The following is a 24,647-nucleotide window of genomic DNA, read 5'->3' as shown; positions in this document are numbered from 1 at the left end:
GCGGTCGCGGCGCTCGGGGGCGGGGCGGGCCTCGTCAATGCGCGGCACGGCGTCCAGCAGGCGCTGGGTGTAAGGATGCTCCGGCTGCTGAAAGATGGCCTGCACCGTCCCGGTTTCGACCATCTCGCCGCGCTGCATGACGACCACGCGGTCGGCCATCTCGGCGACGACGCCCAGGTCGTGCGTGATGAACAGGATGCTGGTGCCGGTCTCGCGCTGCAGTTTGCGCATCAGGTCCAGAATCTGGGCCTGCACAATCACGTCCAGCGCGGTGGTGGGCTCATCGGCGATCAGCAGGGCCGGGTTGCACGACAGGGCCATAGCGATCATCACGCGCTGGCGCATCCCGCCCGACAGCTGGTGCGGGTAGGCTTTCAGGCGGGCTTCTGGGTTCGGGATTTCCACCAGCCGCAGCATCTCCAGCGTGTGAGCAAAGGCGTCGGCGCGGTTCTTGCGCTGGTGCAGCATGATGGCCTCGGCAATCTGGTCCCCGATGGTGTACACCGGGTTCAGGCTGGTCATCGGTTCCTGAAAAATCATGGCGATTTCGTTGCCACGGATGCGCTGCATGGCCCCTTCGCTCTGTTTCAGCAGGTTGACGACCTGCCCGCCACGGGTGCAGAACAGAATTTCACCGCCGTCAATGCGCGCTGGTGGCCGGGGCAGCAGCCCCATGATGGCCAGGCTGCTGACACTCTTGCCGCTGCCCGACTCCCCCACGATGGCGACCGTCTCACCGGGCAGAATGCTGAAACTGACGTCTTTGACGGCCTCGACCACGCCGTCATCGGTCTGAAAACTTACACTCAGGTGCTGAACATCAATCAGGGGCTGGGTCATCGCAACGGGCTCCGGGAGAAAAGAAACGGGGTGGGCAGAAGAGGACAGGGCCGCTACGGGCAGCCAGTCAGGCGTCAGATAGTTCCACACATCCTGATTAATCCGACTTCTTTAGTCAAGTTATACTGCTCTGGTCCCGGTGTGGCATGGCTGCCGCTGCGCCTCCTGGCCATTTCGCAGAGTGATTTTCGCCGGAAGTCGCCTAGAGTGGCCTGAACGCCTGGCGTCCCCTCCCTTATGACATCCATCACCCCTGACCCTTCTGCCCCGCTGCTGCGCCGATTCCTGGGCTATTACCGCCCCTACTGGCGCCTCTTTCTGCTGGATTTCTCGTGCGCCGTGCTGTCTGGCATTCTGGAACTCGGCTTTCCCATCGCCGTTCAGCTCTTTATTGACCGGCTGTTGCCTGGCCAGAACTGGGGCGCTATTGTCGCTGCCTCTTTGGGGCTGGTGGGCCTGTACGTGCTGAACACGGGCCTGCTGTCGGTGGTGACCTACTGGGGCCACATGCTGGGCATCAACATCGAAACCGAGATGCGCCGCAAGGCCTTTGACCACCTGCAAAAGCTGTCACTGACCTTCTTCGACTCGCAGAAGACCGGGCATCTGGTCGCCCGGCTGACCAAAGACCTCGAAGAGATTGGCGAGGTGGCCCACCACGGCCCGGAAGACCTGTTCATCGCCGTGATGACGCTGCTGGGCGCTTTTTTCCTGATGTTTCAGGTGAATGCCAACCTGGCCCTGGTGGCCCTGGTGGTGGTGCCGCTGACCACCTGCCTGACCAGCTTTTACGGTGGCCGCCTGACCCGCAACTGGCAGGAACTGTACAGCCGGGTGGGCGGGTTTAACGCCCGCATTGAGGAAAATGTGGGTGGCATCCGCGTGGTGCAGGCCTTTGCCAACGAGGCCCACGAGCGCCAGCTGTTCGCGCAGGACAACCGCCGCTACCGCCAGACCAAGCTGGACGCCTACCGGCTGATGGCCGCCAACCTCTCGCTCAGCTACCTGTCCATGCGCCTGACCCAGACAGTCGTGATGGTGGCGGGCAGTTACTTCGTGCTGCGGGGCCAGCTGACACCAGGCGAGTTTGTGGGCTTCCTGCTGCTGGTGAACGTGTTCTTCCGCCCCATCGAGAAGATCAACGCGGTGCTGGAAACCTATCCCAAGGGCATTGCCGGCTTTCGCCGCTACACCGAACTGCTCGACATTGTCCCGGACATTGCAGACCGGCCTGGGGCGCAGGCGGCGCCGGCCCTGCGCGGCGCGGTGCGCTATGACCAGGTGGAGTTCACTTACACGGGGTCCCAGCCGGTGCTGCGCAGCGTGACGCTGGACATTCCCGCCGGCGAGACCGTGGCTTTTGTCGGTCCGTCGGGTGCAGGCAAGACCACGCTCTGTTCCCTGCTGCCCCGTTTTTACGAGGTCGGTGCAGGCGCCGTGACGATTGACGGCACCGATGTCCGGGACTTCACGCTGGCCTCGCTGCGGTCCCAGATTGGCATCGTGCAGCAGGACGTCTTTCTGTTCGCCGGCACCCTGCGCGAGAACATCGCCTACGGGCGGCTGGAGGCCCCCGAGACCGAGATCTGGACCGCCGCCCGCCGCGCGCGCCTGGACGACTGGATCGCCACGCTGCCAGACAGCCTGGACACCGTGATCGGCGAGCGGGGCGTCAAACTCTCGGGCGGACAGAAGCAGCGCCTGGCCATTGCCCGCATCTTTCTGAAAAACCCGCCGATCCTGATTCTGGACGAGGCCACCTCGGCCCTGGACACCGAAACCGAGCGGGCCATTCAGGCCGCCCTGACCGAACTGGCGCGCGGGCGCACCACGCTGATTATCGCCCACCGCCTGGCGACCATCCAGGGCGCCGACCGCATCGTGGTCGTAGAAAACGGCCAGGTGACCGAGCAGGGGCAGCACGACACCCTGCTGGCCAGGGGTGGCCGCTACGCCCGGTTGCACGCCGCGCAGCGGCTGGACGTCGCGTAAGGCGGGGCCTTCAGGGGCGGGGTCGCCCTGGGCTCATCCCCCCGCGCTACACTGCCCCCATGCCCTTTGTGGTCGTGTCTGGCCTGTCCGGCAGTGGAAAAAGCACCGCGCTGCGTACCCTAGAGGACGCCGGCTTCTTTATCACGGACAATCTGCCCCCGGAACTCTGGGGGGCCATGCACGACCTGGTGACGGCCCGGAGCCTCAAGTGCGTGGCCATCAGCACCGACGCGCGCACCCGCGACTTTCTGGGGGCGCTGGAAACCAGTTACACCCGCCTGTCACGCCGCCGCGAGGACCTGCGGGTGCTGTTTCTAGAAGCCCATTCCGACGTGCTGCTCAAGCGCTACAACTTTACGCGGCGCGAGCATCCACTGGGCGAGAACCTGATGGTGGATTTTGCCCGTGAGCGTGACCTGCTGGCGCCCCTGCGCGCCATTGCCGATACCGTGATCGACACCACCGACCTGAGTGCCAAGGAACTGGCCGAGCGGGTGAGGGGTCTGTTCCGGCTGGAAAACAGCTTTACCCTGCGCCTGATGTCGTTTGGCTTCAAGCACGCGCCCCCGCGTGACGCGGACATGGTGCTGGACGTGCGTTCTTTGCCCAACCCCTACTACAACCCTGCCCTGCGCCCCAAAACGGGGCTGGACGCCGGGGTGGCGCGCTACGCCTTTGGCGACGAGGCCGCCGAGCAGTTTTACACCGAGCTGCGCGACTTCGTGCGGGTGGCCGCCGAGCGGGCGCGGGCGGCGGGCCGGCACGGCTACACGGTGGCGGTGGGCTGCACGGGCGGCCAGCACCGCAGCGTGGCGGTGGCCGCCCGGCTGGCGCAGGACCTTGAGGACCTGAACGTCAACGTGATGGACCACCGCGACATGAAAGTGGACGGAGAATGAGCGGCCCTCCCCTGCCGCGCGAGCAGGGCAGGCGGGCGCCGCTGGTGGGCGGGCCGGAACCGCTGGGCACCGACGCCCTGACCACAGGGTCACTGGGCACTGAGACCCTGCGCCGGGGCCGCCGGGCCACTCGGCGCGCCAGAATGTGGATGTCGCCGGGCCTGGGGGTCAAGCGCTGGCTGACCCTGTTCGTGGTGTGTACGTTTATCGGCGCCGTGGGCGTGCTGCACTTTACCTGGACCGGCCCGCTGCACTTTGCGGCCACCCGCTGGATTCTGTGGGTCAACCACCTTGTCAGCCCCGAAATCATGCCGCTGTACACGGGCGGCATGGCCCTGATGCTGCTCGCGCTGTTCGGGGCCCTGTGGAGCATCATGATGCTCAACCGCTCGGTGCTGCGCGGCACCGGCACCGCCCCCGAGCAGGCGGTGGACCTGATGTACCAGCGCCGCCACCTTGCGCGGGGTCCCCGCATCGTGGCGGTGGGCGGCGGCACCGGCCTGAGCAATCTGCTGTCCGGGCTGCGCGTCCACACCGGAAACACCACCGCCATCGTGGCCGTCTCAGACGACGGCGGCTCGTCGGGTCGGCTGCGGGCGTCCCTGGACATGATCGCGCCCGGCGACCTGACCGACTGCTACGCCGCCCTCTCGGACAGCCCGGTCATGGCCCGGCTGCTGCTGCACCGCTTTGAACGCGGCGACGGCCTGGAAGGCCATACCTTCGGCAACCTGCTGCTCGCCACCCTGAGCGAGGAGCAGGGAGGCCTAAGTGAGGCCATGCTGGACATTCACGAGGTGCTGCGGATTCGCGGCCGGGTGTATCCGGCCACCACCCAGCCGGCCACACTCGTCGCCCGCCTGAGTGACGGCCGGGTGCTGCGCGGCGAGAGCGGCTTCGCGGCCCAGGTGGGGGACGCCCAGATTCAGGACGTGCGCCTGGACCCCCCGGCGCTGCCCGCCCTGCCCGAGGTGCTGCACGCCATTCGTGAAGCCGATCAGATTGTGCTGGGGCCAGGGAGCCTGTACACCAGCATCATTCCGGCGCTGCTGGTGCCCGATATCGCCCGCGAAATTCGCGCGGCGCCGGCGCCCGTCATCTATGTGGCCAGCCTGATGACCGAACCCGGCGAAACAGACGACCTGACCCTTGAGGAGCATGTGCAGGCGATTACCCGGCACTTGGGCCGCGCCCCGGACTGCGTGCTGGTCAACAGCGCCGTGCCGCCGCGCGACGTGACGGCCCGCTACGCCCAGAACGGCGCCCACCTGCTGAACCTCAGTGGCGCGGGGCGCGACCTGCGCGGGCGCGCAGTGGTGCTGCCACTGCTACAACCGGGGCAGGCCCGCCACGACCCGGCAGCGTTGGCCCAGGCCCTGCTGCACGCCGCCCCAAAACGCGACCAGAATTGACAGAAAATGGGAAGTGAAGGCACTTATCCGGCAGCTGGCCTGAGGGTGAGCATCGGACCATTGTGTCGGCACTTGACCCCATACCTCTTTGGGAAGTGCATGCGGAGTAATCGGCGTGAGAAGACCTGCCAGCGCTCTCCCTGACGCCGGGCAGACTCCAAGCTCTCCGAGTTCATTCGAGCGGAACCTAAGCGGGCTGACGGGTCTAACGTGGGCCAACCAACGCCGTTCGGATATGCGCGCTACACCCAAAGGCCATAGAGCTAGGGAAGTGGCCGGCCGGCTTTGTAGCGCCGTAATCCAGCCGTAAAGACCCCAAACTTGCAAAACCCCAAAACGTCAGCTTTAGCGCAGGGCATCGCGCACAGAAGTCAGCCAGCCCATCACACCCGGCAGGGTGGCCAGGGCCGCCAGCACCCCAAACAGCACGATCGCCACCAGCGAGGCGCTGAGCCACGGCCCCGGCGCACTGCGTTCCTGAGAGTCTGGTTTGGGGGTCAGCCACAGGTGCAGGACCACCAGGACCACCGTGCCGAACAGGGCAGCGCCGATCGAAAGGGGCACCGCCAGCGCGGGATTTTTCAGCAGCTCGGTGGCCTGCTCCTGATTGGCGGGCAGGCGCCCCGCCAGCAGGCTGCCCAGCCCCACTGCCAGCGTGTTGTTCAGGGCGTGGACAATCACGCTGTTCCAGAGGCTGCCGGTGTGCTGCACCAGGCGGGCCAGCACATAGGCCAGCGGCAGAATGCCCACCACGCTGGCCGGCACGCCGTGGGCCAGCGAAAACACCAAAGTGCTGGTCAGGGCCGCCACCCCAAAGCCAGCGGCGCGCTCGTGACCGCGCATCAGCAGACCGCGGAAGGCCACCTCCTCAGCAAAGGGCACCAGCAGGCCCGCTGCCAGCAGCAGCACCCACAGGTCGGCCCCACGGCTCAGAAACTGCGGAACGCTCTCGGCCGACTGGGGAAACAGGGTGACAAAAGCCAGCACGAACGCCCGTGAGGCCAGAAAAGCCAGCACGAACGCGGCCAGAGCAATTCCCCAGGCCGGGGGCGTGCGCCAGCGCGTGTCCTGGGTCAGCGCCCGCAGAGCTGGGCGAAACAGCAGCACGCCAGTCAGCACCACCACGCAGAAGGCCAGCAGCAGCGCAGTTCCCAGCGGCACCCCCAGGGCCAGCAGCGCCGCCGAGGCCACGTTCTGCACCGCCAGCAGCCCCAGCGCCGCGCGGTTGCCATCCACGGCCCGGATGGGGCGGGACCCCGGCGAAGTGGCTGGGGCAGTCAGGTCAGGCTGAGCAGGCGGCACCGTCATGCCGCGAGCCTACCGCGCCTGGGCAGACCTGCGCCTGCGGCCAAGCTTGCAACAGCAGTCGAGGTGCCCCTCAGTGCAGCTCAGCAGGTGATAGCAACGGCCCAGCTGGCCGCATTCCAGCAGTGACCCGCAACGCAAATGGGATAGCCCTGATTGCAGGCCACACCGGAAAGCCACAGCTCTCCTTCGCCGCGTTCACATCACGGGTGTTGCTTGCTCGGCTTCGCCGCTATGTAATACGGATTCCGCTTCATTGCAGCACAGCCGGACAGGCACCGCCTGCGCTTCCATACCGCGAAATCCGCATCTATTCCCTCTCGCTCCGCTCGGATTTCATCGAGCATTCTGCTTGATTCAATCGGAGTCCGTATAAGCCCACTCGGAAGCTGTGGTGGTCTGCCGCCGCATCGCCTTTTCACATACAACGACCCATCCACCTTCAGGAACAGCGGATTAAGCGGCACCTACGCCTCTGCTCAGCCAGCCTACAGAGACCTCTAGAACGACTGCACCGCGCGGTGTGACCGCTCGCCTCTCGCTTCGGTGACCCACTAGCTCCGGCGCGTCCCTGGCCTTACAGCTCTATCCCATCTAACTGGGCGACGCCGTGTTTCAGGGCGTACAGCGCCGCCTGGGTGCGGCTGTCCAGACCCAGTTTGCCCAGCAGGCGCGACACATGGGTCTTAACGGTGGCTTCGCTGACGCCCTGGTCAGCGGCAATGTCTTTGTTGCTGTAACCGTGGGCCAACAGCTGCAACACAATCGTTTCTTTAGGCGTGAGGGTCTCGCGCATCTCGCCGCCCCGAAAGTCGCGCACCAGCCGCCGGGCCGCTTCGGGGTGCAGCCGCACCTCGCCGCGCGCCGCCGCGTGAATGGCGTCGGCCAGGGTGTCACTGGACGCGTCTTTCAGCATGTAGCTGATGGCCCCGGCCTCAATGGCGCCGTTGACCTTGTGCTCTTCCAGGGTGCTGGTCAGGGCAATCACTTCGGTGTCGGGGTGCTGGCGCTTGAGGCTGCGGGTGGCCGTGATGCCGTCCATGACCGGCATCATCAGGTCCATGATCACCACGTCGGGGCGCAGCTCGGCGGCGGCCTGAAGGGCTTCTTCGCCGTTGGCGGCCTCGCCCACCACGTCAATCAGGGGGTCCAGGCCCAGAAAAAGGCGCAGGCCCTGGCGAACAACGGCGTGGTCGTCAACCAACAGCACACGGACGGGGGCAGGGGTGGTCATCGGGTTTCCTCCAGGGGGGTCAGGGTAATGTCGCCGCGTGGGGCGTCCACAAAGATGTCCAGGGCCGGGGTGGGGCTGACCGGGGCGCCGCGCGGCCAGTTCACAGTGTCGCGGTCGGCAAAGCGCACGCGGGTACGCAGCGCCTCAGGCAGCCGCAGCGTGACGCGCCCGCTCTGCGTGCGGATGTCCAGCGCGCCTCTGGTGCGGGGCGTGGCGCTGAGCACGATATCGCCGCTGCCGGTGGTCACCGACGCCCGGCCTGACACGGCTGGCAGGGTCACCCTCACCTGACCGCTCCCGCTGCCCACGCCCAGCGTCTGGGTCGTCAGGCTGCCCAGGTTCAGCACCTGGTCACCGCTGGTGGTGTTGACCCGCAGGGCGTCCGGCGCGCTGCCGACGGGGGCGGTCAGGGTCACGTCGCCGCTGCGCGTCACCACGCTGACCGGGCCTGCGGGGCGCCCTGGCAAGTCCAGATTGACCCGCCCGCTCTCGGTTCTCAAGTTCAGCGCCTGGACCCGCAAGGCGGCCAGCGCCAGAACCTGCTCACCGCTGGTGGTCACGCTGCTCAGCCTCAGCGGCAGCCCCCGCGCCAGCCCCAGGGTCAGGCGGTGCTGCACCGGTTCGGGGCCATTGACCACCACCACCTGAACAGGCACCGGACTGACAATCAGGGCCACCCGCGCGGTGATCGCGCGGCCCTGGCGGGAGACCTCCGCCTGCACGGGGTTGCGCGCGCGGTGGTACACGTGCCCCTGCACCGCCTGGTCACTGCCTGCGGGCAGCGCAGACAGCTGCACGTTGACCCGGTCGCCGTTAAAACTCAGCGCGGCGCTGCTGGCCAGGTCCAGTGGCAGCGGCCCGTCCAGCGGCACCGACAGCGGCGTACTCTGCACGCTCATGCCGGGGGTCAGGCTGCGCGGCGAGGCCTGCCAGAAAATCCCCAGGCCCCCAGCCACCAGCCCCAGGCCCAGCGCCATGCGCCCCAGCACCGGCAGCAGTGGCCGGGACGGCGGCAGCGTGGTCATGCGCCGCCTCCGGGCAGCACCCGGGGCAGGGTCAGGGTCACGGCGCTGCCCTGGCCAGGCTCAGAGGTGACCTGAAGGTGCCCCCCGGCCCCCGCCGCCCGCTCGCGCATGGAGCGCTGGCCCAGGGTGCCGCGCCCCTGCGCCTGCGGGTCAAAACCCCGGCCATCGTCGCGCACGCTCAGGGTCACCCAGCGGCCCTCCTGGGCCACACCCAGCCAGACCGTGTGGGCGCGGGCGTGCTTGACCACGTTGTGCAGCGCTTCTTGCATCACGCGGTAGGCGGCGGCCTGGGCGTCGGGGTCCAGGTCAGGCTCGGCGCGCAGGTCGGCGTGAACGGTCAGGCCGTGGCGGGCTTCCAGGGCGTGCGCGTGCTGGGTCAGGGCGGCGATCAGCCCACCCTCTTCCAGCGCGTCAGGGCGCAGGCTGAACAGCAGGGCCTTCATTTCCGAGACGCCGCCCTCGGCCAGGCGGATGGTGTAGTCCAGACTCTGGCGGGTCTTGGCCGGGTCGCGTTCCAGGGTGGCGCGGGCGGTCTTGGCCCCCAGTGTGATGCCGTACAGGGCCTGGGCCACGCTGTCGTGCAGTTCGCGGGCCAGGCGGGCGCGCTCCTGTTCACCGGCCCGCGCCCCGGCCCGCTCGATAAGTTGCGCGGCGTGCAGCGCAGTGCCGGCGTGGTCGGCAATGGACAGCAAAAACGCCAGCTCATCGGCGCTGGGCCGGCCCCCAGCCGGATACCACGCGCGCAAGGTGCCGCCGTCCAGCGTGCCGGCCGACGCCGGCAGCGTGACGGGCAGGGTGGCCAGCCAGCCGCCGCCGGGCAGCGCGTGCACGCTCGCCTCGCCAGGGGCAGGCCCCGGCTCCTGGGCGGCGGGCCAGGCCCCAGGCACACCACTGACCGCGCGGCGCGAGCCGTCCGGCGCGTCCAGCGCCACCGCCAGCGCCGTGCTGGCCTGCCAGGCCTGTTCAGTCAGGTCAGCCAGGGTGGCGTTGAGGTCGTCACCCAGGGCCACCCGGCCCGCCGCCCGGCGCAGCGCCACGACCTCGCGCCGCGCGGCCTCGTCGCCGTCCGGGGCCAGCAGCGCGACACCCAGACGGGTCCACATGCGGCCCATGACGCTCAGGACGCCGGCGCTGACCAGCAGGGCGCCGGCGCCCGCCAGCATGAGCCCCGCCACCGACAGCGCGCCGGGCCGCAGCGTCCACTCGCCCCAAACCACGGGCACGGCGCTGTTCATGGCCCACAGCGGCGCCCCCAGCCCCAGCACCTGAATAGCGAGCAGGGTACACAGCACCACCCAGCACACCAGGCTCAGCGGCAACTGGATGACGTGAAACAGCAGCGTGCGGTAGGTGACCGGATTGGCCAGCGTGGCCCCCAGCCAGCCCAGCAGCCCGCCCGGTCCTGCTGGGGCCGCTGGCCGCGCCACCCGCACCCCCAGCAACCCAATCAGGACGCGCTGCACGTCGCCCAGCGCCGAGACCAGCCACAGCGCGGCCAGCAGGAACCCGGCCCCAATCACCACGGGCAGGGTCAGCAGCCCGCCCACCACAGCCGCAGTCAGCAGCCCCGCCACCGCGCCGCCCACCGGCAGTGAGAGCAGCACGTATAGGGCGGCGCGGTAGGTCGCAGGGTCCAGCAGGTCGCCCAGCGCGCCGCGGTGCAGGCGGCGGGCAGGCGGCGCAGGTGCTCCCATGACCCTTATCATGCCGCGCAGCCTAGCGGGCCGGCCAGCACCGCAGCGTCCCCCGAAAGGCGCACGGGCATAAAAACCGCGCTGGAGAGGTTCAGAAGACAGGCGTCAGAGTGGGCTTCCACGCGCTCAGAGACTGAATCAAGCGAACGTGCCGAGGGATAGAGCAGGTCGGGTGCCTGTGACGAGCAGCGGCTTTTATAGAAGGGGGTGACGTTTTGCCAAGATTCAAGAAGACAGCGCTATCACCCTCTTCACCAGCAAGTCACCGTCCGGTTCCTGCTCGCCTTACCTGACAGCACCTGAGGCCTGCTGGCCAGCACCCGACATGCCTCAGCCATTTTCAATGCGTGCCTTGAAGCAGGCGGGGACCAACCTGGGTCTCACCCTCCAGTTTCACGCGGCGTTCGGGCTGCGGCTGGCCGTCGCAGGGCGGCACCGCGCGCTCGGGGCGCAGGAGGGGCCACACGCTGGCTGCGGCGCGGCCAGCGATGTCGGCCACCGGCACTGGGCCAAAGGTGCGGCTGTCCAGGCTGCCGCCGGGGCTGCGGTTATCGCCCAGCACGAAGTAATGCCCCAGCGGCACCGTCACCTCGGCCAGAGTCGTCCGGGTAGGGCTGGCCGCCACGCTGTTGGCCACCAGACTGGTGGTATCGGGGCAAAAGGCGGCCCAGTAAGTCTGGGTGGCTTCCTCGGGCAGAGGCTGGCCGTTCACCCACACCACGCCGCCGCGCAGCGCCACACGGTCCCCAGGCAGCCCCGCCACCCGCTTGACCAGAAAATGCCGGTACCGCCAGGGCAGCGGCAGGCCGCGGTACACGTTGGTCCATTCGTAGGCCGCCTCACGCGGCGGCTTGAAGACCACGATGTCACCCCGCGCGTAGCCGCCCAGCCCCAGGCGGTGCGCCCAGCCGGCCGCAGTGCCCACCACCAACCATTCACCGTGGCGCAGAGCGGGCAACATACTGGCGCCGTCCACCCGCACGGCGGAGGCACCAAACTGGGTCAGCAGCAGGGCAACAGCGAGAGGCTGAAGCCACTCGCGCACCCAGCGCCAGGCGCGCCGCCAGTCACCTGTCATGGCCGCTCCAGGGTCAGCTGAGCGCCGGGGCACTGGCCCCACCCGCCTGAACGGCGTAGGCAGCGCCGCCCAGGGCCGCCCCCACCAGCAGCGCGGCGCGCAGAGGAGGCAGGGTATGCACCGCCGCCAGCCGCAGCGCCAGGGGCCAGACCGGACCCGCCGCCCGCAAAGCCACTGGCCAGGCGTCGCCTGCCGGCAGGCCCCGCACCAGCGCGTCATGCATCAGGCCATGCAGGTAGGCGTGCAGCTCGGCGTGTGCGGCGCGCTGTGCACGCGGGAGCAGCAGCCGGGTGGCCCGGCGCAGGTACGTGTGGGCTTCGGGGGGCAGGGCGCTCACCACAGACTCCGGAGCACCCGGTCAAAAGCCGAGTACCCTTCGCGGCGGCGCACGAGTTCGGCGCGGCCCGCGTCGGTCAGGACGTAGGTGCGCACCGGGGGCCCGCCCCGCGCCAGCGTGGTTTCACTGGTCTGCAAGAATCCCGCGCGCTCCAGGCGGTGCAGCGCGGGATAGAGGCTGCCCGCGTTCAGGGTAATGGCCCCATCGGTCAGCGCCTGCACCCGCTTGGCCAAGTCCAGGCCATACCCGCTTTCGCGTTCCAGCACACTCAGCAAGATCAGGTCCAGGTTGCCCTTGAAAAGATTGATATCCATATGGGTATCAGATTCCGATATCAGAGTCTGAGAGTAGTGATTCACAAGAAAGGCACCCGGATGGCCCAGGTGCCCTCTTGATCGCATCAGGCGCTTAGCCCGGAATGCGCAGCTTCTGGCCCGGCTGAATCAGGTCGGGGTTGCTGATGTTGTTGTAATGGGCAATCTTCTTGTACTGCATGGCGTCGCCGTAATACTTCTGGGCAATTTCCGAGAGGCTGTCGCCGGCTTTGACGGTGTACACCGTGTCACCGCTGGTCTCGTCCTTCTCCTTCACCAGAGCCTTGGCGCCCGCCGCCACACGCAGACCACTGGTATCCACACCCGCCACCCCGTCCACCTCGCGGGCCAGCTTCTCGGCCAGCCGCTGCTCATGGTCACTGTCCACCACGCCGCGCAGGATGACGGTCTTGCCGCTTTGCAGCACGTCAATGGGGTCGTCGGCCAGTTCTCCGTTGCCGCGCAGCGCCTTCAGGACAGCTTTGGCGATACGGCTGCGGTCCTCCAGTTCGGCCACTTCCGCCTCTGGCATGGGCTCCAGTTCCTGGAGCTGGGCGGCACTGGGATGGGCGTTCAGGTTGCCGGTCGTGGGGGCCACCTGGGGCTTGAGTTCCGGCAGGGTGGTCTGGCCCGCATTCTCTGACGGGCTTGAAGGAGAGGCGGCACTGTTCTGCGCCGGTGCAGAGCTGGCCTGCTCGAAGGTCACGCCACTCACGTCTACGCTCTTCACGCCGTTAATGCCCTCCGCCACCACGCGAATCAGAGGCAGGTAGCGCTCGTTGGGCACCATCCCGCTCACCGTGACCGCGCCGCCGCGTTCCTGAACCTGGAGCCCCAGGTCTTTCAGGCGAGGCTGCTCGTTCAGCGCGTCCTTGACGCGGTCCGCTGTGCTCTTTCCAAAAGGCCACATGGGGGCAGCGTACACGCCCCCCTCTGGTCAGGGCCGCTGCCTTCAGCCTGGGTAAAGATGAGCTTCAGGGGGTCTGAAGGCCCGGCAGTGGGGGCAGGGTCGGCGACTCTATCCAGCGGCGCAGGACGGCGTCGGCCGGCTGACCGAGCTGCGCGCGCACCAGCCTCAGCAGGTCCGCCGTGCGGGTGGGTTGCCCCGCCTGCTGGCGGGCGTAGATGTGCAGGAAGCTCTTAAAGGCCGCGTCACCCACGGTCACTCGCACCGCATGGAGGGCCAGGGCGCCACGTGCGTAGGCGCTGCCGTCAAAGAGTTCGTCCGCTGCGCGGGCCACCAGGGGCCGGGTGCCGCGCGCCTGCAAACGGGCGTACCAGCCCTGCACCATCGCCTGGCCATCCTCACCCTGGCTCTGCGCCCACACCAGTTCGGCGTAGGTGGCAAAGCCCTCGTTCAGCCAGGTGTCGGCCCAGTCGCCCAGCACCACGCTGTTGCCGAACCACTGGTGCGCCGCCTCATGCACAATGACGCGCACCGAGCTGGAGGTGACGGGCATGGTGGACAGCGTGGCGGTTTCCAGCGCGGGCAGGGGCGGCGTGACCACCACCGAACCGTAGGTCTCGAAGGGATACGGCCCAAACCACTCGCCTAATACACGCAGAATCTCGCCAGTGCGGGCGTAAGGCGCGCGCACCGCAGGCGGGATGCCCGGCGGGAAATAATCGCGCAGCGCCACCTGCTTTCCTCCCGAGACCACCGCTGGCCGGTCCACCCGCTCCAGCGGCCCCAGGTGTAGGGCCAGGGCATATGGGGGAATGGGCTGGCGCTGCTCGAAGGTAAAGGTGCGGCCAGCCACCACCTCCTGCACACCGGTCTGCACTCCACTGGCCGCGGCGGTGACGCCCGGGGGCACCGTGACCCGCAGCGTAAAGGTCGCCGGATCGGCTGGGTGGTCGTTGACCGGCAGGAAGGCACGGGTGCCGTCCGGCTCGCTGTAAGCAAAGTTGACGCCGCCCCCAGGCCCCGGCACCGCCTGCCAGCCCAGCGCACCCGGCAGCAATGGGTCAGGCACCTCGCCCGTCACGCCGTCAAACCGCACGGTCACGCGGGCGGTTTGCCCCGCCGCCAGAGGACGGCGCACCAGCAGCTTTTCAGGGGTACGCTCGTGCGGCACGGCGGCACCATTCCAGGTCACGCCCGTCACGGCCGCGCCCAGATAGTCCAGGCTGAGCAGCGGCAAGGCCCTCACGGCGCGCACCGTCAGGGTCACCTCGCCCTGAAGCGCGCGCGTACCGGGACGGGCCACGCGGAGCGTCACGTCGTAGTGGGTGACATCCAGGCCGGCCTGGCCCAGCCGGGGATAGACAGAATCGCCCCAAGCCGGCGCCGGGAGCGGCTGCCCCAGCGCCGCGCCCAGCAGCGTGAGGGTCAGGGCCAGCGCTGCCCGCCGCACCGCCTTAAATTGGGTAGTACGAGCGGGGCTGGCCCTGCACGAAGTCGCGCGTGGGCACCCACAGCAGCGGATTACGTTCTTCGACCTCGGGGGGCGGGCCGTAGCGCACCAGCCCCTCGATCTGGTCAAACGGCACCCATTTGACCCCCACGACCTCGGGGTCGGTCGGGTCTATCGAGCCGTGGAAGGTGGCGGTAAAGCGGCCAAAAATGGCGTAGCACTCGTTGCGGGTGCCGGTCAGCAGTTCGCCTTCAAGCAGACTGACAAACATCAGGTCGGTCACGGTCAGGCCGGTTTCCACCAGCACCTGCCGCACCGCCGCATCGCCCAGGGTTTCGCCGGGCAGGGCCTTGCCGCCCGGCAAACCATAAAAGATGCTGCCGTCGTCCATCCGTTCTTCGACCAGCAGCAGGTGGCCGTCCTGTACCAGATAGACATGGGCGGCCCGCTTGACCGGCAGGGTACGGGACAGGTGACTCATCAGAGCGGCAGTCTAGAGCATTTGACTGAAATCACAGGGCCACGCGGGACAGGTGCAGAGACCTGGGCTTTGGAGACTGTGCAAGCTGCGCCCTTCCCTTCGCCGGACCGGCTAACTCTGTCCATCTCAATGGCTGAATCCGCCTGCTCGTTCAACTTGTTCAGAGGCCAGCGGCAACTGGCCCAGGTCACCTCTGCTTCAGCTGACAGCGCCTTGCAGCAGCGCCAGCAGGTCGTCGGGCAGGCGGGCTGGGCGGTAGGTGTGGTCCGTGGCAATGTGGCGCGTTTCGCCCGTGGCCAGCACTTCCTCTGCCCGGCGCACCTCATAGGTAAAGGTCAGGGTGCGGGAGCGCACGCTGCTCAGGCGGGCGTGAATGTGCAGTTCGTCGTCGTAGCGAGCGGCGCGGCGGTACTCCACGTTCAGGCCCGAGAGCATCAGGTAGTAGCCGCGCGCCTCCACCTCGCGGTACGGCAGCCCCAGCGCGTGCATGGCGTCGGTGCGCGCCACCTCGAACCACACCGGATAGCCGGCGTGGTGGGCGACCCCCATCGCGTCGGTCTCGGCGTAGCGCACGCGCAGCACCGAGACAAAGGCGCTCACCAGCGCTCTCCAGCCGCGTAGAACTCCAGCGTGGGCGTGCGGCGCAGCCTCACCTGATCGGCCACTTGGCGCTGAAGGTGCCCGCGTGCGCCGCGCAGGGCTTCCAGCAGGTCTTCCATCTCGCCAGACATAGAGCTGACGTACACCCGCGCCAGGCTGTAATCGGGGGTCAGCGCCACCCGCTCGACCGTCACGATCATGGGCACACGGGGATCTTGCAGTCCGGCAATAGCGTCACTCAGCACGCGCAGCAGTTGTGCCTGCAGCTGCTCGGTCCTCATGGTCGCCACCAGGAAAAGAAAAGGGAGAAGCGCGGCATCCCCGCATGGTACGGCATGGCGGGCGACTGGGCGCCCTGCTCTAGCCTGATGATATGAAGACCCTGGACCTGAACACCTGGCCGCGCCGGCCCCACTTTGACTTTTTCCGGGGCTACACCCAGCCGCATTTCAGCGTCACGGCCCCGGTGGACATCACGGCTTTCCGGGCCCAGGTGCAGGGGCGGCAGGTGGCCTTTACGCCAGCTGTGACCTACGTGCTGAGCCGCGCGGCCAACGAACTCACGCCCTTTCGCTGGCGGATTTGGGGGGACGAGGTGGTGGAGCATGAGCGCGTTCACCCCTCGGTGACCGACGCCGGGGCCGAGAGCGAGTTGTTTCATTTTTGCCTGCTGCCCTACCAGCCCGATGCACCGGGGTTTTTGCAGGGAGCCGCCGCCGCCCTGGCCGCCAGCCGCGCGCAGCCGGGCCTGGACGAAGACCCCGTGCAGGACAACGTGCTGTATCTCTCCAGCTTGCCCTGGGTCGCCTTTACCGCCATCACCCACGCCATGCCGCTGGCCCCGGCCGACTCTATTCCGCGCCTGAGCACCGGTCGGTTTACCGAGGTGGGCGGGCGCTGGCAGATGCCGCTGTCGGTGCAGGTCCACCACGCCCTGATGGACGGGCGCCACGTGGGCGCCTACTTTGAGGCGGTGCAGACGCTGCTGGACGACCCGGTGAGCCTGGCCTGAGGGTGTTCGGGCGCCAGAGCGCGCTCACGGTCACAACGCCGTCTGCTTTTTACTCTCTCGCACACTCGGTTGAGACGAGGCCGACGCAACAGGAGCCAGACTGCCAGGGCTGCCCAGCACGTATGGGCTGTTGTCAGTCTCCGATGGAGGGGATGGCCAGGCTGTTTTTAGCGAAGAGCCGATTGGCCACCTCTAGACCTGATATGGATTCCACTTCATTGCAGCACAGCCGGAAAGGCGCCGTCTATGTCTCCATATCGTGAAATCCGCATCTGTTCCTTCTCGCTTCGCTCGGATTTCATCGAGCATTCTGCTCGATTCAATCGGAGTCCGTATGACCGCTTCACTGCCGTCCCAGTTACTGCCGCTGTCTCTTGGCGTGCCTCACTTCGTTCGCCTGAGAAGCAGTTGAGGATCATCTTCCTTGGCCGCTCTGGGTACTGCTGTCAAAACCACCAGCGGTCTGGGCTGACTCTCGTCCCCTTCCCTATTTCACGTACCGCCGCCCCGCATACTCCGTAAAGACCCCAATCCCGTAACTGACCTTACGCACGCTGTCCAGCACGGCGCGGCCATTCCAGGCGATCCCCGCGCTGCTGCCGCCGTCCAGAAGCAGGGCGTCGCGCACGCCCAGGCGGGTCATCACTTTGCCCATCTCGGTGGTGGTCAGGCGGGCGTGGGTGCTGACAAATACGAGGTCACGGTTGCCGATCAGGCCCACAGCGCTGCGGGCGGCGCGGCCAAACAGCGCCGGATCGCGGAACACGGTGCTGTAACGTGTCACCACCTGGCCGCTGCTGAGAATGCGTGGCCCCGTCGCCACCACGGTTTCCAGCCCGGCCCACGAGGTATCCAGTGGGCGCCCCAGGGCCGCCACCGCACTGACCCGGAAGGCCGCGCGGTTGTCGGGCGTGATGGTCAGCGCCTGCGGAATGCGGCCCCAGGTCAGCAGCCGCCCCTGGGTCACGATGTCGCCCGCTGGGGCGTACGACTGCGGGTGAAAATATGACCCGTTCACCAGCACCCGCGCCCCGCTGCGCCGGGCCAGGTCGCCTACTCGCGCCCCCGTGCTGAAGGTCAGGCGGCGGGACGGCAGCACCGGGGCCACCAGCACGTCGCGCCAGCGCAGGTCCACATTGGCAATCTGCACGGGCACGTTCAGGGGCTTCAGCCGTTTGAAGGTCACTGGCTGGCGCTGCGGCCGGGGCGGAATAGGCACCGGCACCCGCATAGGCACCAGCAGCTTCTTGCCCGGCACGACGGCGCGGTAGGTGCCCAGGCCGTTCAGACGCCGCAGCCCGTCCAGACTCAGGCGGTAGCGGGCCGCCAGCGCCTGCGGCGTGTCTTTAACGCCCACCCAGATGTAGCTATACACCGTGCGGACCTCAGTGGTGGGGCGCGGCGCTGGGCGGGCAGCCGGCGGCACAGACAGGCGCTGGCCCCGTTGCAGGGCGTCGCCGCGCAGCCCGTTGGCGGCCTTGAGCGCCGCAACCGACACCCCGGCCCGCGCCGCAATCCGGCGGAGGGTATCGCCGGCCCGGACGGTGTAATTGGGGGCAGATGAGGTCACCGCACGCACGCGCAGCACCTGACCGGCGCGGATGGTTGTGCCGGTCAAGCCATTGAGTTGCTGAAGCTGAACCACACTCAGACCCGCACGGCTGGCGATCTTATACAGGGTGTCACCCGATTTGACGGTCACAGTGGGCGGCGTGAGGGCCAGGCCGGAACCCAGACTCACCAGAACAAGTAGAGAAAGCAGTCGCCGCATGGGGTCACACCTCATCACAGTTGTGCCACGCGGGTGTGAAGTGAAGCTGACGCGCCGTTGATCACAGAGTCCGCTTCATGACGGCACAGCCGGAAAAGCACTGTTTGCTCTCCTTCTTACTCTGCTGCGCAGCTCTGCGAGTCTGTTCGGATTTCATCGGCGGCGGGCCACAGCGTCATCCTGGCAGTGCCAGGGCCGCTGGAGCGATTGGCTTTTCGGTTCAGGTGCCGGGGGTACTGCCCGGAAAGACCGCCACACGCCCTACCATGTAGGCGCAGCCGTACAGAAACAGCGTCGCCACGGGCAGCAGCCTCAGGCCGATGCGGTGCTCGACCATTCGCCCCTTGACCAGCACCTCAATGATGTACAGGGTCAGCAGGCAAAAGGCCGTGTACATCCAGTGTTCCCAGTCGCGGCTGGGGTCAGCGGCGTAACCGTACTTGGTGGCGCCGCCCACATCGGTGGCACTGGGCACTTTCAGGCCGCCCAGCGCCAGCAGGATGCCCGTCACGCCCGGCAGGAGCAGCCCGGCCCACGTCAGGCGCAGCCACACCAGAAAAGGCGTCCCGACCTGCAGTTTCAGCGCCGGCCCCAGGCTCCAGACAAACAGCACCAGGGTCAGCAGGGCCAATGGGGTGGGAAACAGCGGGATAGGAAACCCGACAATCTGATACCCGTGCAGCTGGCGCAGGAACTCCATGGCTGCCAGCGTAGCAGGGGACGCGCCGGCCCCTCAGCCGGCCAGGAAGTCCACGACCGCGTGGGCCGGCAGCGCCGCTCCGCCGAGCAGGGGCTGGGCCTCGCCCGCAGCCCGCACCTGAAGGTGGGCCGGGACGCGCAGCAGCAGCAGTTCGCGCCCACTGAGGCTGACCGTCAGGTCTTCCAGGGCGGGCGCCCGCAGCACGCGGCCCAGGTCGGTGACCGGCGCGTGCAGGGTCAGGGCGTGTTCGCCGTAAGGCCCGCGCACCCGCAAGGTGGGCCCGGCGGTGTGCAGCGCCAGCGGCAGCCCCAGACCGGTCAGTTCACCCAGGGTGGGATGAGGCGCGCGTGCCGGGCGGGCCACCGCCACCCCCAGCAGCGTGCCCGGCCGAATCACGTCGCCCGGCTGCACCAGCCGCGCCCCCTGGCTGACTTCCAGGTCCGGCGGCACGCGCAAAATCCGCAGGCCGGCGCGGTGCTGCTCGGCGCGCAGGCCGCTGAGGTGCGGCACGCTGGACAGTTGCCCCAGATCGAAGGGGCCGCCCAGAGGCGTGGGCACCCCCGTTACGTCCCCGCTGGCCGACACCAGCGAGAGCGTACGGTCCTCGCGGTAGGTAATGCCCTCAACGGCGGGCGGCGCACTGGGGCGCAGACGGGCGCGCGGCGCGGCAGGGCGGCGCAGACTGAGGGCCGCCAGAACCAGGAGCGCGGCCACCAACGCCCCTACCAGCAGCGACACCGCCGAGGGCGCCGGCACCGCGCGGGCCGGTGTGGCCGGCGGCGATGACCCGACCGGCTCAGGCGGCACCCGGCCCCCCGCCGCCCCCACCAGTTCAGGCAGCGCCAGAGGAGGCGACCCCGGAAAGGTCAGGGTGGGAACGAACGTCTGACCTGGCTGGACCCTGAGGCCAGTTAGGCGCACCGCAAATTCCCGCGCGCCGGGCCGCGCGTCCAGGCTGCCGCGTACGCCTTCTCCCAGGCCGCCTAGCGTGGCCGCCGCCGGATTCAGGCCCGGCGCCGCGCGGTATCGCAGCACCAGGTCGTCGCCCGCCCGCAGTTGCCGCGCCGCGCCAGGGTTCAACCAGCGCAGGGCCCCGGCCGGCAATTCGGCGCGCACGAGCACCCGCCGGGGCCGGGGGGCCAGCCAGCCGGAGCCAGCGGCCGGCGGCGCACACAGCAGCGCCGCTCGGCCTGGGCGCAGGTCGGTCAGGGTCAGGGCGCCAGCGCTACTGCGCAGCTCCGCGCCCGCCACCGTCAGTGGTGTGCCCGCCGGAAAGGGACTGGAGAGGGTGCCATCACTGCCGGCCACCCTCAGCCCGCCTTCCAGGCCCGCAGCGGTCAGGGCCGGCACCTCGCCCACCGGCACAGTCAGGCCGCTGGCGTAGGCACTGGCGCGCACAGCGGCCTGGGCTTCGGGGGGAATATCGGTGCCCAGCGCAATGTAGGTCAGGCGGTCCAGGACGCCGCGTCCCTGAAACGCCGCCAGCGCGGCCTGGGGACTGACCGCCTGACCTGCCGCCCGGGTGTCGTTGTCGCGGCCGTCGGTGAGCACGAACACTTGCGTGACCGCGCCGCCTGCTGCCGACAGGGGCGCCAGGGCGTCACGCAGGCTGCGGTAGAGATAGGTGTTCTCGCCGTCGGCCTGCAGGCCACCCAGCGCCGCATTCCACGCCGGGGTGCCTGCAGGGCGCGTGAAGGTGCGGCGCGAGCGCAGACCTGAATCGAAGGTCATCAGTTCCACCTGGTCCGGCTGCTGCGAACGTACGTACGCCCCGATACTGGCCTTGACCCGCTCGAAGATGTCGGCCCGCCCGTCTCCGATACCACGCATGCTGCCGCTGGTGTCCAGCACAAAGACAGCCCGCGTCCGGGTCGGCAGCGGCGCCTGAGGCAGCGCGCACGCCACCTCCTGCGCGCTGGCGGCGCTGGCCAGCAATGAGGCAGACAGCAGGGCTATGCGGAGCATTCGCCGTGCATTGTAACGGCGACTCTCTGCGCAGGAAACCGGGGAAGCGAGCGGCACCCAACTTTACCCGCCAGGCCAGCCCCAGCCAGAAGCCCGAGCGCACCCACCCACACGCCGATTCTTCCCCCTTCAACTTTCCCTCTCTTATTCTGCTATTTACAGAAAATATTTGACCCTTTTCAACTCTGGTAGTATACTGAACAGAGCTGGAAGGCGCGGCTGGACGCGCAATTCCCTACACCTCTCCCCCATCATACGCTGGCCCCACCCGGAGCCGCGTCCCAGGAGTGACATGACCAAAACCGATGACACCCTCCACGACTCGCCCGTCGAAGAGATCACCACGACCAACCGTCCCGACGCCGAATACAACGCCAGTCACATCAGCATGCTTGAAGGCATGGACGCGGTGCGTAAGCGCCCTGGCATGTACGTCCAGGGCGGCACAGGGGTGGACGGCTACCACCAGCTCCTGACCGAAATCATTGACAACGGGATTGACGAAGGGCTTGCCGGCTTCGCCACCGAAATTCACATCACCATGCACGCCAACGGGTCTGCCACGGTCACCGACAACGGGCGCGGGATTCCTGTTGACATCATGGAGAGCAAGGGCCGCCCCGCTATCGAAGTGATCTTTTCCGAGCTGCATGCGGGCGGGAAGTTCGGCCAGGGGGCATATAAGGTCTCTGGCGGCCTGCACGGCGTCGGCTCGACGGTCGTGAACGCCCTGAGTACCTTCCTCGACGTGACCGTTAACAAACACGGCCAGCTCCACAACATCCGCTTTGAAAAGGGCGTGCTGGTCAAGCCCCTGACGGTTGACGGTGACACCCCCCCCACGGTCACGTGGGCCACCAGCGTCACGTTTCACCCGGACCCCGCCATCTTCAAGGAGTTCGACAATCAGTTCAACTATGACCGCATTCGCAACCGCCTGCGCGAACTGGGGTACCTGACTGGGCTGAGAATTGTCATTACCGACGAACGCACCGAACTGCACGCCGGACAGGTCAAGCAGGAGATCTTCCATGAGAAGGGCGGTATCGCCAATTTCGCCCGCGCCCTGGTGACCGACGACACCAAACTGCTGTATGACCAGCCCATCGTCATGACGGGCAACCACAGCGGCGTGAACGTCAAAGTCGCGTTCATTCACGCGAACACCTACGCCAGCGACAACATCCTGACCTACGCGAACATGATTCGCACCCGCGACGGCGGCACCCCGCTGACCGGCTTCAAGACGGCGTACACCCGCATCCTGAACAAGTACGCCAAAGACAAGAACCTCATCAAGAGCGGCAACCCCACGCCCAGCGGCGACGACCTGCTGGAAGGGATTTACTGTGTGGTTAGCGTTGAGGTGGAAGACCCGCAGTTTGAGTCGCAGGCCAAGGTCAAGCTGCTGAACAGCGAGGCGCAAACGGCCGTGAACGCTGTGGTGGGCGAGAAGTTTGCCGAATTCCTGGAGGAAAACCCCAAGGTCGGCAAGACCATCGTGGAAAAGGCTGCTGAAGCCGCCCGCGCCCGCGAAGCTGCGCGCAAGGCCCGCGATATCGTGCGCCGCAGCAACCCGCTGGAAAACGACGACCTCCCCGGCAAGCTGGCCGACTGCTCGTCGCAGGACCCCAGCGAATCCGAGCTGTTTATCGTGGAAGGCATTTCGGCTGGCGGTTCAGCGAAAGGTGGCCGCGAGCGCCGTTTCCAGGCCATTCTGCCCCTGCGCGGCAAGATTCTGAACGTCGAAAAGGCCGAGCTGAACAAGATTCTGAAGAACGCTGAAATCCGCGCGCTCATTGGGGCGATTGGCGCCGGCGTGGAAGGCACGGGCGACCGGATGCACTTTGACCTGTCCAATCTGCGCTACCACAAGATCATCATCATGACCGACGCGGACATGGACGGCGGGCACATCGCCACGTTGCTGCTGACGTTCTTCTACCGCTACATGCGCCCGGTGGTGGAGTCGGGGTACCTCTACATCGCCCAGCCGCCTCTGTACCGCATCATGGTGGGCCGCGAGAAGAAAGGCACGTACCTCTACACCAACGAGGAACTGAAGGTGCATGTGGCCCGCGCCAACAAGGAAGGCAAGAAGTACGACATCCAGCGCTTCAAGGGGCTGGGCGAGATGAACGCCGACCAGCTGTGGGACACCACCATGAACCCTGAAACCCGCGCCCTGAAGCGCGTGGGCATTGAGGACCTGATTGTGGCCAACGAGGTCTTCGAGAACCTGATGGGCAGCGAGGTGGCCCCCCGTAAGACCTTTATTCAGGAAAACGCGAGGTTTGCCGAAATCAGCGTGTAATACGGATTCCGCTTAATTGCAGCGCAGCCGGTGCCTTTCCGTCTGCGCTTCCATCTCGCGCACCTGCTCGCTCTGCTGCGCAGCTTCCCAAGTCCACTCGGATTTCATCTGAATCTGTATAACCTGAGCCAAGAAAAAGCCCGCCCCGGTCAACAGGGCGGGCTTTTTCTTTTGGCTTACGGGCAGGCGCTCAGGATGGCCAGCGGCAGTGGGAGTTGCCCTGGCGTGTTCAGCAGCGGCAGCAGCGGCACCCCAGCGCGGCAGCTCATCCAGTTGGCCAGGACGCCGCTGACGACAGGCGCGGCAAAGCTGCTGCCGAAGTAGGGCAGGCCGCCCATCCAGAACTCGCCGGGCGCCTGCACGCTGGGTGGCAGGGTGGTCACGCCAGGATTGCCCACGCCCCGGTTGTAGGTCGCCATCTGTTTCGTGGCGATATCCCAGCCGGCCACGCTGTAGAGCATGGTGCCAGCGGGCCGAGCAGCAGCCAGCTGGAACTCACTGCTCCAGTCAGCCGGAAAGTGATGGCAGCGGTCACCCTTGACCAGCCCAGCGCAGTCGTCGCGGTTGCCATAAGCCGCCGCAGTAGGCACCCCAGCCGCCGCTACCTCCCGCAGGGCCAGCTGCAAACCCACTGTTGGGTAGGGCCCACCCACACTGAGATTCACCACATGACGCCCGCTGCGTTTGGCTTCAGCCACCACGGCGCACAGAGCCTGCGCGGTTTTAAGGGTCGAGCATTGGCCGTCGCGGTCGCACACGGGCTTGTAGCTGATGGCTGCATTAGGAGCCAGAGTGCCTGCAATCATGCCCGCCACGCTGCCGTGGTACGGGCGGCCTTTGTAAATCTCGTTGTAGTAGTTGACCGGCTCGGCCATGACGAAGGGGTCGGCGCGGCCTGGACCGCTGGCAGTGTCGAGAATGTGGATGGTCACGCCCTTGCCGTTGCCGCCTTTGAAATTCATGACCTTACTGATAATGGTGGTAGGAGATTCGTTTTTGAAGGGTGTGGCGGATTGGTCGGGATGACCTACAGTTGTAGGGTCTATCTGCATTTCCGGACCGAATAACAACCCTAGTAAGCTCAGCACCTGTCCAGTGGGTAGCCCTGCTGTAGGAAACTCCCCAGCCACCAAGGAGCAGAGAGGAGCATTCGTGGCCGCAGGGACAGTCTTCGCCAGCGTAGAGAGGTCAAGCGTTTGCATGGCAGGCACGGCCAGAACATTCGGGTTTAGCGTTCCGACCGCTCCAGGGTTTCCTGCGCCTCCGGTTCTCGCCGTCAGAGGTGTGAAGGACGGCGGCTTAAGCACCGCCAGACGT

Annotated in this window: 21 protein-coding genes and 1 pseudogene; 5 read left to right on the top strand and 17 right to left on the bottom strand. The window is 67.3% G+C overall.

Annotation, left to right across the window (positions count from 1 at the left end):
• Positions 1–3: 3 nt before the first annotated feature.
• Positions 4–840, bottom strand: a pseudogene (locus tag K7W42_RS23430) (ATP-binding cassette domain-containing protein); the annotation flags it as partial.
• A 237-nt stretch (positions 841–1,077) separates the two neighbouring features.
• Between K7W42_RS23430 and K7W42_RS05730 the strand changes: the two are divergent.
• From K7W42_RS05730 to K7W42_RS05720, 3 genes are read left to right on the top strand one after another with little or no spacing between them, the layout of a single operon-like run.
• Positions 1,078–2,832: an ABC transporter ATP-binding protein gene (locus K7W42_RS05730; RefSeq protein ID WP_224573034.1), complete on the top strand. Its 1,755-nt coding sequence runs from the start codon at positions 1,078–1,080 to the stop codon at positions 2,830–2,832.
• A gap of 59 nt (positions 2,833–2,891) precedes the next feature.
• On the top strand, positions 2,892–3,731 hold the full coding sequence (gene rapZ, locus K7W42_RS05725; RefSeq protein ID WP_224573032.1) for an RNase adapter RapZ: 840 nt from the start codon (positions 2,892–2,894) through the stop codon (positions 3,729–3,731).
• Positions 3,728–5,143 (top strand): gluconeogenesis factor YvcK family protein, encoded by a 1,416-nt coding sequence (locus tag K7W42_RS05720; RefSeq protein WP_369411326.1) that lies wholly within the window; start codon positions 3,728–3,730, stop codon positions 5,141–5,143. The genes rapZ and K7W42_RS05720 overlap by 4 nt, the downstream gene beginning before the upstream one ends.
• A 345-nt stretch (positions 5,144–5,488) precedes the next feature.
• On the opposite strand, the gene K7W42_RS05715 is transcribed toward K7W42_RS05720, so the two are convergent.
• From K7W42_RS05715 to K7W42_RS05660, 12 genes are all read right to left on the bottom strand, one after another.
• Positions 5,489–6,451 (bottom strand): CPBP family intramembrane glutamic endopeptidase, encoded by a 963-nt coding sequence (locus tag K7W42_RS05715; RefSeq protein ID WP_224573030.1) that lies wholly within the window; start codon positions 6,449–6,451, stop codon positions 5,489–5,491.
• A 574-nt stretch (positions 6,452–7,025) separates the two neighbouring features.
• Complete coding sequence (locus tag K7W42_RS05710) at positions 7,026–7,682, bottom strand: response regulator (RefSeq protein WP_157457413.1); 657 nt, start codon at positions 7,680–7,682, stop codon at positions 7,026–7,028.
• On the bottom strand, positions 7,679–8,707 hold the full coding sequence (locus K7W42_RS05705) for a DUF4097 family beta strand repeat-containing protein (RefSeq protein WP_224573028.1): 1,029 nt from the start codon (positions 8,705–8,707) through the stop codon (positions 7,679–7,681). The genes K7W42_RS05710 and K7W42_RS05705 overlap by 4 nt, the downstream gene beginning before the upstream one ends.
• Complete coding sequence (locus K7W42_RS05700) at positions 8,704–10,413, bottom strand: sensor histidine kinase (RefSeq protein WP_224573026.1); 1,710 nt, start codon at positions 10,411–10,413, stop codon at positions 8,704–8,706. Before K7W42_RS05700 ends, K7W42_RS05705 begins: the two co-directional genes overlap by 4 nt.
• 328 nt (positions 10,414–10,741) lie before the next feature.
• Positions 10,742–11,479, bottom strand: coding sequence for a signal peptidase I (gene lepB, locus K7W42_RS05695; protein ID WP_224573024.1), 738 nt, complete (start codon positions 11,477–11,479; stop codon positions 10,742–10,744).
• Between the two features lie 13 nt (positions 11,480–11,492).
• Positions 11,493–11,816 (bottom strand): hypothetical protein, encoded by a 324-nt coding sequence (locus tag K7W42_RS05690; RefSeq protein ID WP_224573022.1) that lies wholly within the window; start codon positions 11,814–11,816, stop codon positions 11,493–11,495.
• Complete coding sequence (locus tag K7W42_RS05685) at positions 11,813–12,130, bottom strand: PadR family transcriptional regulator (protein WP_157457417.1); 318 nt, start codon at positions 12,128–12,130, stop codon at positions 11,813–11,815. The genes K7W42_RS05690 and K7W42_RS05685 overlap by 4 nt, the downstream gene beginning before the upstream one ends.
• A gap of 94 nt (positions 12,131–12,224) precedes the next feature.
• Positions 12,225–13,040 carry a BON domain-containing protein gene (locus K7W42_RS05680; protein WP_224573020.1) on the bottom strand — a complete coding sequence of 272 codons (816 nt, stop codon included), beginning with the start codon at positions 13,038–13,040 and terminating at the stop codon, positions 12,225–12,227.
• 64 nt (positions 13,041–13,104) lie between these two features.
• Positions 13,105–14,487, bottom strand: coding sequence for a M1 family metallopeptidase (locus K7W42_RS05675; protein ID WP_224573018.1), 1,383 nt, complete (start codon positions 14,485–14,487; stop codon positions 13,105–13,107).
• A gap of 4 nt (positions 14,488–14,491) precedes the next feature.
• On the bottom strand, positions 14,492–14,968 hold the full coding sequence (locus K7W42_RS05670; RefSeq protein WP_157457419.1) for an NUDIX domain-containing protein: 477 nt from the start codon (positions 14,966–14,968) through the stop codon (positions 14,492–14,494).
• A gap of 198 nt (positions 14,969–15,166) precedes the next feature.
• The gene (locus K7W42_RS05665; RefSeq protein ID WP_224573016.1) at positions 15,167–15,568 is read right to left on the bottom strand and encodes an acyl-CoA thioesterase; all 402 of its coding nucleotides are present in this window, start codon (positions 15,566–15,568) and stop codon (positions 15,167–15,169) included.
• Positions 15,565–15,849, bottom strand: a complete 285-nt coding sequence (locus tag K7W42_RS05660) for a ribosome-binding factor A (protein WP_157457420.1) — start codon at positions 15,847–15,849, stop codon at positions 15,565–15,567. The genes K7W42_RS05665 and K7W42_RS05660 overlap by 4 nt, the downstream gene beginning before the upstream one ends.
• A 92-nt stretch (positions 15,850–15,941) precedes the next feature.
• Here K7W42_RS05660 and K7W42_RS05655 point away from each other — a divergent pair, with 92 nt between their 5' ends.
• Positions 15,942–16,580, top strand: a complete 639-nt coding sequence (locus K7W42_RS05655) for a chloramphenicol acetyltransferase (protein WP_224573014.1) — start codon at positions 15,942–15,944, stop codon at positions 16,578–16,580.
• A gap of 487 nt (positions 16,581–17,067) precedes the next feature.
• Here the strand turns inward: K7W42_RS05655 and K7W42_RS05650 are convergent, their stop codons facing one another.
• From K7W42_RS05650 to K7W42_RS05640, 3 genes are all read right to left on the bottom strand, one after another.
• Complete coding sequence (locus K7W42_RS05650) at positions 17,068–18,321, bottom strand: LysM peptidoglycan-binding domain-containing protein (RefSeq protein ID WP_224573012.1); 1,254 nt, start codon at positions 18,319–18,321, stop codon at positions 17,068–17,070.
• 250 nt (positions 18,322–18,571) lie between these two features.
• Positions 18,572–19,051: a hypothetical protein gene (locus K7W42_RS05645; RefSeq protein ID WP_224573010.1), complete on the bottom strand. Its 480-nt coding sequence runs from the start codon at positions 19,049–19,051 to the stop codon at positions 18,572–18,574.
• Positions 19,052–19,084: 33 nt separating this feature from the next.
• Positions 19,085–21,016: a vWA domain-containing protein gene (locus K7W42_RS05640; RefSeq protein WP_224573009.1), complete on the bottom strand. Its 1,932-nt coding sequence runs from the start codon at positions 21,014–21,016 to the stop codon at positions 19,085–19,087.
• A 292-nt stretch (positions 21,017–21,308) separates the two neighbouring features.
• On the opposite strand from K7W42_RS05640, the gene K7W42_RS05635 reads away from it, so the two are divergent.
• The gene (locus K7W42_RS05635) at positions 21,309–23,330 is read left to right on the top strand and encodes a DNA gyrase subunit B (RefSeq protein WP_224573007.1); all 2,022 of its coding nucleotides are present in this window, start codon (positions 21,309–21,311) and stop codon (positions 23,328–23,330) included.
• A 176-nt stretch (positions 23,331–23,506) separates the two neighbouring features.
• Here the strand turns inward: K7W42_RS05635 and K7W42_RS05630 are convergent, their stop codons facing one another.
• A complete protein-coding gene (locus tag K7W42_RS05630) occupies positions 23,507–24,292 on the bottom strand; it encodes a S8 family serine peptidase (RefSeq protein WP_224573005.1) in 786 nt (261 codons plus the stop codon).
• Positions 24,293–24,647 lie beyond the last annotated feature (355 nt).

This window comes from Deinococcus betulae, from assembly GCF_020166395.1.
In the GTDB taxonomy this organism is placed as follows: Bacteria; Deinococcota; Deinococci; order Deinococcales; family Deinococcaceae; genus Deinococcus; species Deinococcus betulae.
This window is presented reverse-complemented; position numbering and strand designations above follow the sequence as displayed.